General features: G+C 44.7%; 17 protein-coding genes. 11 read left to right on the plus strand and 6 right to left on the minus strand.

All coding sequences use genetic code 11. The features are described 5' to 3' along the window. The 3 genes from AC9UC2_RS02100 to AC9UC2_RS02110 all read left to right on the plus strand — a co-directional run. Positions 1-193 (plus strand): hypothetical protein (locus tag AC9UC2_RS02100; RefSeq protein ID WP_509524740.1); only part of this gene is annotated, 193 nt, incomplete at its 5' end. A 9-nt stretch (positions 194-202) separates the two neighbouring features. Beyond that, complete coding sequence (locus tag AC9UC2_RS02105) at positions 203-616, plus strand: QcrA and Rieske domain-containing protein (protein WP_509524743.1); 414 nt, start codon at positions 203-205, stop codon at positions 614-616. Positions 617-734: 118 nt separating this feature from the next. Then, entirely contained in the window at positions 735-1274 is a 540-nt protein-coding gene (locus tag AC9UC2_RS02110) for a DUF2231 domain-containing protein (RefSeq protein WP_509524746.1), read from the plus strand. 590 nt (positions 1275-1864) lie between these two features. Here the strand turns inward: AC9UC2_RS02110 and AC9UC2_RS02115 are convergent. Further along, complete coding sequence (locus AC9UC2_RS02115) at positions 1865-2335, minus strand: GNAT family N-acetyltransferase (RefSeq protein ID WP_509524748.1); 471 nt, start codon at positions 2333-2335, stop codon at positions 1865-1867. A 75-nt stretch (positions 2336-2410) separates the two neighbouring features. On the opposite strand from AC9UC2_RS02115, the gene AC9UC2_RS02120 reads away from it, so the two are divergent. The 3 genes from AC9UC2_RS02120 to AC9UC2_RS02130 all read left to right on the plus strand — a co-directional run bounded on the left by AC9UC2_RS02120 (position 2411) and on the right by AC9UC2_RS02130 (position 4542). Beyond that, on the plus strand, positions 2411-3643 hold the full coding sequence (locus AC9UC2_RS02120; RefSeq protein ID WP_509524751.1) for a M20 metallopeptidase family protein: 1233 nt from the start codon (positions 2411-2413) through the stop codon (positions 3641-3643). A gap of 126 nt (positions 3644-3769) precedes the next feature. After that, positions 3770-4138, plus strand: a complete 369-nt coding sequence (locus AC9UC2_RS02125; protein WP_509524754.1) for a hypothetical protein — start codon at positions 3770-3772, stop codon at positions 4136-4138. 74 nt (positions 4139-4212) lie between these two features. Next, on the plus strand, positions 4213-4542 hold the full coding sequence (locus tag AC9UC2_RS02130) for a YciI family protein (RefSeq protein WP_509524757.1): 330 nt from the start codon (positions 4213-4215) through the stop codon (positions 4540-4542). On the opposite strand, the gene AC9UC2_RS02135 is transcribed toward AC9UC2_RS02130, so the two are convergent. From AC9UC2_RS02135 to AC9UC2_RS02145, 3 genes are all read right to left on the minus strand, one after another. Further along, a complete protein-coding gene (locus tag AC9UC2_RS02135) occupies positions 4539-5600 on the minus strand; it encodes a YeeE/YedE family protein (protein WP_509524760.1) in 1062 nt (353 codons plus the stop codon). The two genes, AC9UC2_RS02130 and AC9UC2_RS02135, sit on opposite strands and share 4 nt — an antisense overlap. Positions 5601-5779: 179 nt before the next feature. Then, a complete protein-coding gene (locus AC9UC2_RS02140; RefSeq protein WP_509524762.1) occupies positions 5780-6727 on the minus strand; it encodes a sulfurtransferase in 948 nt (315 codons plus the stop codon). 235 nt (positions 6728-6962) lie between these two features. After that, a complete protein-coding gene (locus AC9UC2_RS02145; protein ID WP_509524764.1) occupies positions 6963-7679 on the minus strand; it encodes a DNA alkylation repair protein in 717 nt (238 codons plus the stop codon). A 77-nt stretch (positions 7680-7756) separates the two neighbouring features. Here AC9UC2_RS02145 and AC9UC2_RS02150 point away from each other — a divergent pair, with 77 nt between their 5' ends. From AC9UC2_RS02150 to AC9UC2_RS02165, 4 genes are read left to right on the plus strand one after another with little or no spacing between them, the layout of a single operon-like run. Next, positions 7757-8590: an undecaprenyl-diphosphate phosphatase gene (locus AC9UC2_RS02150; protein ID WP_509524766.1), complete on the plus strand. Its 834-nt coding sequence runs from the start codon at positions 7757-7759 to the stop codon at positions 8588-8590. Continuing rightward, the gene (locus AC9UC2_RS02155) at positions 8587-9159 is read left to right on the plus strand and encodes a DUF1801 domain-containing protein (RefSeq protein WP_509524769.1); all 573 of its coding nucleotides are present in this window, start codon (positions 8587-8589) and stop codon (positions 9157-9159) included. Before AC9UC2_RS02150 ends, AC9UC2_RS02155 begins: the two co-directional genes overlap by 4 nt. Positions 9160-9201: 42 nt before the next feature. Then, complete coding sequence (locus tag AC9UC2_RS02160) at positions 9202-10110, plus strand: oxygenase MpaB family protein (protein WP_509524771.1); 909 nt, start codon at positions 9202-9204, stop codon at positions 10108-10110. Further along, complete coding sequence (locus AC9UC2_RS02165; protein ID WP_509524773.1) at positions 10107-10598, plus strand: GNAT family N-acetyltransferase; 492 nt, start codon at positions 10107-10109, stop codon at positions 10596-10598. Before AC9UC2_RS02160 ends, AC9UC2_RS02165 begins: the two co-directional genes overlap by 4 nt. Here AC9UC2_RS02165 and AC9UC2_RS02170 read toward each other — a convergent pair. Both AC9UC2_RS02170 and AC9UC2_RS02175 read right to left on the minus strand, forming a co-directional pair. Beyond that, entirely contained in the window at positions 10595-11284 is a 690-nt protein-coding gene (locus AC9UC2_RS02170) for a response regulator (protein WP_509524775.1), read from the minus strand. The two genes, AC9UC2_RS02165 and AC9UC2_RS02170, sit on opposite strands and share 4 nt — an antisense overlap. Then, entirely contained in the window at positions 11281-12345 is a 1065-nt protein-coding gene (locus AC9UC2_RS02175; protein ID WP_509524778.1) for a sensor histidine kinase, read from the minus strand. Before AC9UC2_RS02175 ends, AC9UC2_RS02170 begins: the two co-directional genes overlap by 4 nt. An 89-nt stretch (positions 12346-12434) precedes the next feature. Here AC9UC2_RS02175 and phoU point away from each other — a divergent pair, with 89 nt between their 5' ends. Next, positions 12435-13085: a phosphate signaling complex protein PhoU gene (gene phoU, locus AC9UC2_RS02180; RefSeq protein ID WP_509524782.1), complete on the plus strand. Its 651-nt coding sequence runs from the start codon at positions 12435-12437 to the stop codon at positions 13083-13085. Positions 13086-13139: the final 54 nt, after the last annotated feature.

Below are 13139 nucleotides of genomic sequence, written 5' to 3' on the forward strand. Positions count from 1 at the left end.
AACGGCTAAGCCAAAGATCACAAACGATAAGAAGATAAAGCAGCGTACAACTGCCTACACAGGTACCACCCTGGTACTTGCTCCGGGAGTAGCGGCAACAATCGCATCAGTCTTAGGTTTGCCAGCAGGTTCATTGCCAGATGGTTTGGCTTTTGGAACAGCTGATGTAACTCTCTACAGCAAGCTGAAATAAGGTCTAAAAATGGAACCAATCTCCCGTCGTTCTTTCATTACAGGCGTTTGCGCAGTTGTCGCATTAGGTGGAAGTGAAATTCCTGCTTCGGCAAACACAGCGGTGAAGAAACTTCCTGGAGGCCGCATATCGGTTAATCTGAAAGCGGTCCCCGCATTAGCAAAAGTTGGTGGGGCAGCAAAGATTGGATCTGTAAAGGGGGTGCCAGTTGCGATTGCTCGCACTGGCACCTCTAAATACATTGCCTTCAACCTTTTGTGCCCGCACCAAGGGGTACCTGTCGTCCGAAATGAGAGTGGATGGATTTGCAACGCACACTCATCAGAGTTTGAGGCTGATGGTGATTTGGTGTTGGGACCAGCAACGACAGGGCTTGCTCGGGTGCCTATGAAGGTCTCAAAAAATGTAGCAACAATTGGGTAATTAAGATTTTTCTTAATTTACTTGAATGAATGAATTGGGCCTGAGAGATTTGAACCCAGGCCCAATTCATTCTAAGGAACCGCATGAAGGCTTAAATTTCCAGTTAGGACGGTGATCAATGCGAAAGTTTTTTACAGTTTCATTTATTTCAGCTCTCACGATTGGTATTGCTTACTTCCTGCCAAGTAGCGTTTGGGCCGAATTTGGAGGATTACCTGCGCACCCGCTAATCATTCATGGTGTGATAGTTCTGTTACCGCTAATTGCAATTTTTCTACTTGCGGGACTTTTTTGGAAAAATCTTCTTAGGAAGTTACATCTTGCCCTTATAGGCGCACTTGCATTTTCTGTCGTCGGAGTTCTAGCTGCTAAGTCTTCTGGATATTCCCTATCGACCGTAGTCGGTCTTCCAAAGTCTCATGCGCAATGGGGTAATTACCTAGTCTTAATCGCTATTGCACTCTTTTCCTCATTTGTGCTTTTCTCTTTTTTTACCTTTCACAAGAAAAGCAAGATTGCATCACTAAGTCTTAGAGTTTTAATGGCTCTTTTAGCTGTTAGTACGATTGGAATGACCTATGTAGTTGGCCATTCAGGTGCAGAAAGTGTTTGGAAATATAGATACGAGATTGGAAAGGAGCAGCAGGGATTACCTTAGGCAGTACTCTCTTCACAGAACTGCTCAACTTTTTGGGGGCAATAACGAGGGCAATTTCATTTCTTGAGCGTGACCTCACGCATAACAATGTCGTCTCCGGCTTATAGGGCGACTCTTCTTCACAATTAGTTACTCTGAGTAACCTCAGCTTGTGTAATGATTCTTTCACGACGGTTTGGTGGTAATTGGGACTTGGTTAATCACCATGTCCCTTTTGCTATGAAATGCTTATATTTTCTGCCATAATGAAGTTGCAGATGCTTGGTAGTAATCGGGGCTTGGTTTTTTCCAAGTCCCTTTTGCTTTTCCTTTTGAGATTTTATCCACAGATACCTACGCCAAATATTTTCGTTTGCTCGCAAAGCCGTAACTTCGTTCTCGTGTTGGGGGTGTGTTGTAATTGGCAGCCTAGTTGTTTACCAAGCATCTGGAGCGGGTTCAAATCCCGTCGCCTCCACCACAGTCTTAACTGTTTCAGCTCGATCTATTGGTAATGGTCAAAAGGGCTGTATCAGCTTTGCATGGGAGGGCCTCGAGAGATCGGGGCCTTTTCCAATTCTTATGATTTATTGGGCGACTCTTCTTAAATCCTATAGTTTTAATTCAGCAACGATTTCGTTGTCGATTTTCTCTCCAGTTTCAACGAACCCAAACTTCTTGTAGAAGTCGCCGGCGTTACCTGGTCCAGGGTGCCAAGCAGTTAGAACTCGTTGCATTCCTAATTCACGGTAGCGTTGGATTACAGCGGTCAGCGCAAATGTGCCAACGCCAACGCCTTGATGAGATTTATCAACTAATAATCGCCAAAGCCAAGGATCTTTCTGCTGTTCAGTCTGATCTGCGCACATAACAAATCCAGCCGGTTGCGAGTTTCGAAGTACGCCTCTAATCCAAACTAGCGGTGGACCATTTGTATCCTCAGGAGGAAAAAGCGCATCTGAATAACTCTGTGCTACAGATGCAACTAGTCCACGTTGATCCTCACGTACATCAAGGTATAGGAATTCACGAGCTCGTACAGTGAGTTCAATCAGTTCAAATTCATCTTCATGTGAAGGCATTGGCTAAGCATGCCAATTCTTAAGGCTCAAATCAATCAACTCTGGTTTCCTAGACAATGCCTTAAATGGATAGTTATGCTCATCTACATTGTTGAATCTATGGAGGCACAAGTGACCAATTTTCTGACTGAAGCAAGTGAAATCCAAATTGAGTTAGCGTCAATTCGCCGAAGGATTCATCAAGAGCCAGAAATCGGTTTAGATTTACCAAAGACGCAAGCAAAGATTGTTGCCGCACTTGATGGACTCGGCCTTGAAGTTACAACTGGTAAAGGACTTAGCTCGGTCACTGCTGTTCTGCGAGGCGCTAAATCAGAAAAGACAGTGTTGTTGCGCGCCGACATGGATGCGCTACCTGTAACCGAACTTGCTGATCTTCCTTACAAAAGTCAGATTGATGGCGCTATGCATGCCTGTGGCCATGACTTGCATGTTTCCATGCTGATTGGCGCAGCCAAGTTGCTTTCCAAGAACAAAGCAAAACTCAATGGTGATGTGGTCTTCATGTTTCAACCAGGAGAAGAAGGCTTTGATGGCGCGGGGCACATGATCAAAGAAGGAGTTTTGTCAGCAAGTGGAAGAAAAGCTGATGCAACTTATGGAATTCATGTGATGTCATCTTCAATCCCAACAGGATTATTTACGACTAAGCCTGGAACCATGATGGCATCTGCCGATGAAATACATGTAACTGTTGTCGGTATGGGTGGACACGGTTCACAGCCTCACACTGCAAAAGACCCAATTCCAGTTGCTGCAGAAATGGTGAGTGCTTTGCAATTGATGATTACTCGCTCCTTTGATGCCTTCGATCCTGTAGTAATTACCGTTGGACAATTCCACGCTGGTACTAAAGCAAACATCATTCCTGATACAGCCGAATTCCAAGCAACAATTCGAACTTTCTCACCAGAAAATAGAAGTCGGATCAAGACCGAAGCAGTTCGATTGTGTGAATCAATTGCACAGGGTTTCGGACTAAAAGCCGATGTTAAAGTTGTTGAGCAGTATCCCGTCACAGTAAATAACGATGCCCATGCACAATATGTGGGCAAAGTTGCTAGCGAAATGTTCGGCGCAGAGGGATACATGGATATGCCACATCCAATTGCCGGTGCTGAAGATTATTCACGAGTCCTAGAAGCGGTCCCAGGTTCTTATATTTTCTTAGGTGCATCTGTTGATCAAGACTTCACTAAATCTGAAGTAAATCATTCACCTCGCGCGATGTTTGACGATTCGGTTCTGTATCGAGGAACCGCACTGCTCAGTGAGTTGGCAGTGCGTTCACTGAACGAAATGGTTTGATCCCTTTAGCGTTTATCGCATTGCTGAGCATCGTAAGTAGATCCTAATCCTTAGAATTGCCTATGAATCTTTAGATTCTGGCGTTTTCGGCGGGCGTTGGAATTGGGAATAGTTAAAGATTTACGAATGAGAATTCGAATCGCAATTGCTGTCTTGGCCTTGTCTGCCACATTAACTGGTTGTGGAGTTACGGATTTAGCTAAACAGGCAGCAGATGCAACTGCATGCAAAGCATTAGATTCAACAATCAAGACGATCACTGATTCATACCAATCTGGAGTTATCGATTCTGGATTGATTACACAGATTGATGCCCTGGTAGGGGAGCAAGCGCGCTCACTTCTTTCAACCGGTTTGGCAGATGATTTGAAGCTCTTAACTGGAGCCCTAGGTCAAACTAATTCAGCAGAAAGTTCTAGAGAACAAATTAAAGAGTTAACCGACTCAATCTCCAAACGTTGCGCTGATGCAGGGGTTAACAGTATTGGCAAGTAGTCGCGCCCCAAAGTGCTCCAAACTCTGCGTTGTGTTTATTTACAGTTCAGGAGTGAGCCAATTACAATTTAATCATGCGTTTTCTGATCTCAGTAATTGATACTCAAACTCGTGCGCCACATACGCCTGAAGAAATGAAGTCGATCGATGATTTCAACGACAAGATCGAAGCCGCGGGACAACGTCTGTTTGCCTGTGGCATGGATGCACCGTCAACCGCACAAGTTTTTGATAGCCGCGATGGTGCCAACCACAGTGTTGCAGGCTCACATCACAACGGTCAGGAATACTTCAGTGGTTTCTGGATTGTGAAAGTAGATTCACTTGAAACTGCTCAACAATTAGCCGCCGAAGGTTCTAGAGCATGTAACCGAAAGGTTGAGCTTCGCCCTTTGTTTGGTTAGCTCTTGTGTAATCGCAGCTTTAAGCCGACCCAGACTCCAAGGAAAGCAAAGATAAAGAAAACCCACCCTGAAATCGCAAAGGCTTGAGTACCTGAAAGCAAGACTCCAATTGTGCAGCCAAGTGAAATCATTGAGCCCCAACCCAACAGGATTCCACCTAGAAGTGCAGTAAATGTATTGCGCGGGGTCAACTTCGAAAGTTTAAATCGGTTTCCTGACAATGCTGCAGCAAAAGAGGCAACAACTATTCCTAAGATCAACCATCCATTATTTGTAATTGCATCGCTTACGACTGCAATACAACCAGCCATGCGATCAATTCCATTGATCACTTCTGGACCAACCCCACGGTTTTCCATGGTTGTTCGGGTTGTCGTACTTATCTGACGAGTCACGCCGAGCGGTTCAATGCGCAAATAAGCAATAACACCAATGATTCCTACCATTGCGCCCGTTGCTACTGGGCTCCAACGGTCAGTAGTCAATCGCTTGAGCGTTGAAGCTAATGAAAAATCAGTTGAAGGCGCGGTGCGGAAGGCTTCTGAATTCGTGCCCTTCTTCAATGCGATCAAACCAATGGCTAGCAACACTAGAAGAGTTAAAGCCAGTGAACCGGAATACCCAACGTAGTGAGGTAACCAAATAGTTGGTGCATCCGAAATTGCGTTGAGATAAAACCAATTCCAAGACAAGAAGCCAAGTGCAATACCGAAGAAGGAACCTATCAATGCAGGGATCGCACGAAGATAACCCTGGCCCAGGCGGTACAAGTGACCACTGATGCAAGCACCCGAAAGTGTCATACCGATTCCAAAAGCAAAAGCAGCTAAAGCCAGTGGCCAGCTGACCGGGGAAATATGTGCTCCAGGTGGCAGCGAGTCTGAAGATGTATCAGGCAGGAACTGACCGAACACGATGCTGTATCCAATGGCACCTGTTGCAATCGCAATCAAGACTGAGATGAAAGGTGTGGAATTTTTCTCTTCTATTCCTTCACGGAAGATACAAAAGAAGCAGAAACGTCCACGCTCAAAGAGAATTCCGAGCGCAGTTCCCATCAGTAATGAAATTGGCGCAGTGTTTGCTTGTTCTCCCGAAGAAAGAACATAGGCAAGACCAAGAAGAATAAGTATTAAGAGTCCTGCGATTGCAGTTCTAATCTTTTCTGCATTGCTCCATAGCGGAGCAACGGTCCCGGATGAACCGAGACCGTTGCTCTGTAATTGATTGCTATTAATTACGAGTTACCCCAGATAGTTCCAGCTGGGTTGTTAATTGGAACTCCAACAGAGTTTCCATACTCAGTCCATGAACCGTCGTAGTTCTTGACGTTGTATCCAAGGATTTCACTGAGAACGAACCATGTAAGTGATGAACGCTCACCAATACGGCAGTAAGTAATGATGTTTTGCTTTCCGTCAACACCCTTGTCTGCGTATAGCTTCTTCAATTCTGCAACGGTCTTGAAAGTTCCGTCAGCATTTACATTCTGACCCCAAGGCACATTGATTGCACCCGGAATGTGACCGGCACGAACTGCTAGTTCCTGGAAACCAGGTGCGGCAAAGATCTTTCCGCTGAATTCGTCTGCTCCGCGGATGTCGATTAAGTCTGCCTTAACGCGCTTCTTTGCAACTGGTAGAACATCCTGAAGCAATGTTGCACGAAGAGTCTTATCTGCAACACGTGTTGTGAAGTTTCCAGTCTTAAATGTAGGAACCGCAGTCGTTAGAGCACGACCATCTTTTTCCCACTTTACGCGTCCACCATCAAGGATACGAACATCTTTTGCGCCGTAGATATTGAATAACCAAGCACCCCATGCAGCAAACCAATTGTTCTTATCGCCGTATAGAACGATAGTTGAGTCTTGGTTGATTCCGATATTTTGAGCTAGCTTCTGGAAGTTCTTAGCTGAAGCAATATCGCGGTTAACAGTGTCAACCAGATCAGTGTGCCAAACAATCTTTGCAGCGTTTTTAATGTGACCGCGCTCGTAGATACCTGGCTCTGTGCTTACTTCAATAATGCGTACCTTTGGGTTATCAACGTTTTGCTCTAGCCAATCTGCCTGAACCACTGCACGCGCTTGATTCTTTGGAGCAGCTGTTGATGATTGAATACCTGTTGTTGCCAATAAAGCAAGTGCAATTGCACCCACTAATACATTCTTTGTTTTAAACATAATTGTCCTTTGTTTGATGTGAAATTTGGGTTGAAAGAAAAGCTAAGAAATAAATGCAAAAATGAAAATCAGCAACTGGTGCTGTTGATACGACAGAAGTCAATTACGCGGCGCTTAGTAAATAGCACGTTGACCTCCTCGTTAGTAATTAGCAATGTGCGAATTTACAAGGCAGAAAGTACTTAGGTTAAGGAATCAATGCAACATGCGAAAAGCTTGCAGTTGCCGATTTAAACTATTTACTTTCAATCAGCCATTTCTTACGCTCACGTTCGGACAATTTTTCTATTGAATATCTCAGCATTGTGCGAGGCATTTGATGCGAATGATTTGCAAGAAAACTTCGGAGCAACATGACATCTCTTTTACCGAGTTCACGAAGCATCCAGCCCACCGCTTTATGAATTAAATCTTCTTTATCTTTCAGTAGTGATTCCGAAATGATGATGGTTGGCTCCAAGTCGCCTGCGCGAATCAAGCCAAAGGTAAGGATGATCGAAACGCGTCGCTGCCACAGAGATTTTGACTTGGAAAGTTTGATTAAAAGTGGCATTGGATCTTCAACTTCAGTCAGGTAAACACCCATCCACGGCGCAGAAACATCAACAATGTCCCAGTTATTGATTCGTTCAGCACGCACCTGTTTCAAGTAAAACTCAAATATCTTCTTACGATCTTGAAGTGATTTCGCAGCCTTGAATTGTAAATTAAGAATTATCGCTGCACATAAACGTGCTTCATGAAACGGCGAGTTAAATAGTTTTTGAACTTCTGTAAGCTCCATTTTCTTGTATGAGCTTGCAACAGATCGTGTCTGAGGAACTGTTCCACCAAGAAATAGATCACCTTCAGCGTATTCACCAGGGCCAGTTTTATAGAAACGCGCAAGGTCGCTGACTCTGCTTCTCTTGCCGTAGCCCTTTAGTTCTTCAAGTGCGAGGCTGGCTTTCATGCCTCAAATATACCTTTCGATGATTAATGCCACTTTGCTCGTTACTATTGGACTCTACGTGTGGATTGGGGGATCAGATGATTGAAGCAATTATTCTTGGAATCATTCAAGGTCTTACCGAATTCCTTCCAATTTCATCAAGCGCCCACATCCGTATTTTCGGTGAATTCATGGATGGCGCAAATGATCCGGGCGCGCGCTTTACTGCGATTACTCAGATAGGTACGGAACTAGCTGTTCTGATCTACTTTAGAAAAGATATTGCTGCAATCCTTCGCTCGTGGTTTGCACAAGTGGTGCAGCGTCAAGAATTAGTCGGTGAAGCCAAGTCACAAGCCCGAATCGGTTGGCTGATCGTCATTGGAACCGTTCCAATTGTTGTACTTGGATATCTGGGTAGCGACATCATTGAGAACAATCTTCGGTCACTATGGTTAATTGCAACAACCTTGATCGTCTTTGGTGTGATTCTTGGTTTGGCAGATACATATGGAAAACGTGAGCGAACTTTGGATCAACTGAGCAATCGTCACGGAATTATGTATGGCTTGGCCCAAGCTTTGGCATTGATGCCGGGTGTATCGCGTTCTGGTGCCACGATTGCAATGGGTCGATTCCTTGGCTACAAACGCGAAGCTGCTCTGCGTTACTCATTCCTTTTAGCATTGCCCGCGGTATTTGGCAGTGGTTTTTACCAACTTCAAGGTGCGATTTCATCTGAAGAAAGCAATGTTTTCTCCTTGGCTGAAACCGCTGCCGCAACCGGTATTGCTTTTGTTGTGGGATACCTAGTTATTGCCTGGTTGCTCAAGTTTGTTTCAACCAAGAGCTTCATGCCATTTATTGTTTACAGAATCGCCTTGGGAACACTACTTCTGATTCTTTTGGGAACAGGTTTCATTTCAGCATGACCAAAGCTTTAGTTGATAAGCATTTGAAAAAGTTTGAGTTCGGACAGCGCCAGATTCTTAATGACTTGCGGGGAATGATTGCACAAGAACTTCCAACTGCAACAGAAGTAATCAAGTACGGGATTCCTACCTTCATGATCGAAGGTGTGGCAATTATTGGTTTTGATGGTTATAAGGCACACAACAGCCTTTTTCCATACAGCGGATCGACCAATCTACTTCTGGCTAAGGAGCTAGCTGGTTACGAGCAAACCAAGGGTTCAATTCATTTTGCATTAGACAAGAGATTTCCAAAGCCACTTTTGAAGAAGATAATCAAAGCTCGAATTAGCCAAATCAACGCAAGTTATCCAAAGCGAACAGGTGAGTTTCTAGAATTTTATGGAAATGGAGTTCTAAAGGCTGCGGGCAAAATGAAGGCTGACAAACTTCATGGTGATTGGAAATGGTTTAGAAAAGATGGCGTGATTATGCGCTCAGGATCTTTTAAAAATGGCCAACAAATTGGCGTTTGGATCACTTACGATCAAAAGGGAAAGCCATACAAGAAGACTAATTTCGGCGCATAAACTCGATTGGCGAAGTTTTAATATCACTTCTACGATTACGCCGTGTTTGAATTTCACAAGTTCCCACTGACGAAGCCATTAGCTGACAAGTTTCGCGAAAACGTCTCTGGCTCGAAAGATGGTCGGCCTGATTGGGTGAATTCAATTGCACTCGGTTCTGGTCCCGGACTGTTCGGACCAGATAGTGCGGTCTGGCAAGTGCATGGAACTATTGCAACATTAGTTGGGGGAGTTCGCGCGCTTTTGTTACAGGCTGCCCATCCTGCACCTTTGGCCGGAGTCGCAGAACATTCACGGTATGAGACTGATCCTCTTGGACGACTTGCTGGAACAACACGGTGGCTAACGGTTACAACTTTTGCCGCAACTGAAGTAATTGAACGTGAAGCAGCGCGCGTTAACGCTATGCACGATCATGTGAAAGGTGATTTCACAAACAAGCAAGGTGGACACCAAAGTTATATAGCAAAGGACCCGCGCTTCTTGTTATGGGTTCACTGTGCATTTACCGATTCATTCTTGAAGGCCCACCTTGCACTTGGTTATCCAATCGATCAAGGAGCAGATGCCTACGTTGCCCAATGGAGCAAGAGTGCAATTCCATTAGGTTTAACGAATGCTCCAATGTCTGTTGCAGAATTAGAAGCAACCCTTGATGACTTTAGAACTAATGATTTGGCGCGTGTGGAGCGGACAGAAGAAGTAGTTCGTTTCATTATGTATCCACCCTTTGGCGGTGCGGGCAAGTTTTTCTACAAAATTATTGCAAATGCGGCAATAGCAACCCTTGACCCGCGTGAATTAGATTTATTGGGATTGAAAACTCGTTCAAAAATTTGGCTTCGAATTTCACGAATTAGCCTTGATATCTTCCTTGCAATTCTTGGACCAGAACCACCTGCAATGAAGGTAGCTCGAGAGCGCATTGTAAATGGCACAATAGGTTCATGAGCAGGGATGTAGTCGTAGAACAATTAGCGCCAGATGAATGGCAGCGCCTGCGTTCTATTCGACTTGAAGCTTTAACTGATAGTGGACATGCCTTCGGTGGAACTTATGAGGCAGAGAGTGCTGAAGATGAGAGTACGTGGCGCTTAAAGTTTGAAAAGAATGATTTTCTTATTGCTTCAGTCAATGGTAAAGATGCGGCCATGTTGTACATCGAAATTCTTAAAGGAGACTTTGGCGCAACCTGTTGGATCGGTGGATGCTGGAGCAACCCTAAGTTTCGTGGAAAAGGTTTGATGCGTGCATTGTTTACGTACATCGATCGACAAGATAAAGACTGGAAAATTCAGGGCTTAGGTGTGTGGACAGATAATTTCAGCGCAATAGCTGCATATGAAAAGCTGGGCTTTGTGAAGATGGGTGATGACACTGCAAGCACGCGCCAACCCGGCAAGTTTTTTCAGCGAATGATTAGAAAGAGCGTGGTTTAAGCGTTTTCGAGTTTGTAGCCAAGGCCACGGATGGTCTGAATCAATATTGGATTGGCAGGATCTGCTTCAACCTTTGCCCGTAAACGTTTGATGTGAACATCGAGGGTCTTGGTATCTCCGTAATAATCCCCACCCCACACACGATCGATTAACTGCGAGCGAGTTAGTACACGCCCTGAATTACGCATTAAGAATTCCAGCAATTCAAATTCTTTTAAGGGCAGTGCAACTGGGTTTCCGCTTACAAAAACTTGGTGCTTGCCAATGTTTAAGCGGATAGGACCAACTTCAAGAAGATCTTGATCTTGATTGGAGCCATCTTCACCCTGTCCACGCCGCAATACCGCTTTAATTCGTGCGATTAATTCTCGTGATGAGTATGGCTTTGTCACATAATCATCGGCACCTAATTCAAGGCCTACCACCTTGTCTATTTCAGCATCTTTTGCGGTCAACATAATGATTGGAACCTGAGATTGAGTACGAATTGTGCGACAGACTTCGACACCTGACACTTCAGGAATCATTAAATCTAGAAGAATCAAATCAGCTCCATCAGCATTAAACATATTGATTGCTTGTCGGCCATCTTCTGCAATTGCGGTTTCAAATCCCTCTTTTGTGAGCAAGAAAGCCAAGGCCTCGGAAAAAGATGCTTCATCTTCAACAATTAGAATTCTGGTCATTCTTTATCCCCCAAAGAGCCACTGTATTCTGGCAACATTAATGTGAATGTACTTCCGACATTTTCGGCGCTCCACACCTTTACATCTCCTCCGTGTTTAGCAGCTACGTGTTTGACTATTGATAAACCCAATCCAGTGCCTCCCGTTTGTCGGGACCGTGCAGGATCAACACGATAAAAGCGTTCAAAAATTCGAACTAAATCTGCTTCAGGAATACCAATTCCTTGATCGGTGATTGATATTTCTACAATGTGATCTTTGACCCGACTGATAACTGCAACTTTGGTATTTTCTGGCGAATAATTGATTGCATTATCAATAAGATTTTGCAAAGCCATGATCAGTTGGTCTCTATCACCCAAGATCGCTGCTTCTGATTCATCAAGGAAGGTAACAGTTACGCCGCGATTTTCTGCATTGATCTGAGATTGATCAATTGCTTCCTTTACCAAATACGCAACTGAAACCTCGGTTGGCTCTTGCAAAGGATCAGAATCTTGTAACCGTGAAAGGTTGATAATCTCCTGAACTAAATCAGTTAATCGCTTTGCCTCAGATTGCATGCGTGTTGCAAATTTAACGACTGATTCAGGCTCATCTTTTGCTCCAAGAACTGCCTCGCTAAGCAGCGATAAAGCACCAATAGGAGTCTTTAATTCATGAGAAATGTTGGCGACAAAATCTCGACGAACATCATGAATTCTTTGTGCTTCACTTTCATCTGAAATTAACACCAAGACATACTGGTTTTCGGTTAGCGGTAGAACGTTGACCGTTAATTCATGTTTGCCTTCACCGATTGGCCCTCGGGGCAAATCAATACGCCCAGTTTGTTTTACATTTGATCGTCGTACAACTCTTACTGTTGCAAGTAGCTCTGGATTCTCAAGTCTTCCGTCTCGCAAAATTCCCAGTTTTTCAACACCAGGAGTTTTGAAGGTAGCCACATCACCCGGGGCAAGAATTAGTGAGTCTCCATCAAGATTTTCTAGGGTTTGAAGCAGTAATTCGGGCAAAGCGACTGTGGTAGAGGGTTCGACCACCTGTCGCTTGAATAGCATGCCGAAACTGTATCGGTACAAAACCCGAGTTAACCGTCCGTTTACCCTTTAGATTGCGTATGTTCAGCATGTAGCCCTATCTTTGCCCCATGGCTCTTATCCGCTCGGCATACCAAGATGAATTAGATGGTGTTTCTCAGTCATTAGTTGACCTGACAAATATGGTGACCGCTTCGATGGTTAAGGCCTCAAAAGCAGTTCAATCTGCCGACTTAACTTTAGCTGAAGAAGTCATCGCCTCAGATTTCAAGATTGATGATTTTCAGCATGAACTAGATGCCCGAATCATCGACATCATTGCCCGCCAGCAGCCAGTGGCCACAGATTTGCGTGCGCTCGTAACTGCCATGCGTATGAGTGCAGATTTAGAGCGCATGGGCGATTTGGCTCACCACATTGCAAAGGTCGCCAGACTGCGACATCCAGATTGTGCGATCCCAGCTCCACTAATGCTGCCCTTTACTGAAATGGGCCATGTGGCTGAAAAGCTATCGATTATGGTGGCGGCGGTAATTACTACTCGGGATACCGAGATGGCTTTGCAGGTCGAAAAAGATGACGACGAGATGGATGACCTTCACAAAAAGGTGATCGCAACCATCATTAAAGATGAGACTGGTTTGAGCCTTGAGTCAGCTATTGATTTGACCCTACTGGGCCGCTACTACGAGCGATATGCAGATCATGCAGTTTCAGTTGCCCGCCGCGTTTACTTCTTGGTTACAGGAACCTTCGCCTAATTAAATAACCCGCACAACTCACCCCACTTGGGGTGATGTCGCCTTGCCTGGCGC

This window comes from Candidatus Planktophila sp. (assembly GCF_036734405.1).
In the GTDB taxonomy this organism is placed as follows: Bacteria; Actinomycetota; Actinomycetes; order Nanopelagicales; family Nanopelagicaceae; genus Planktophila.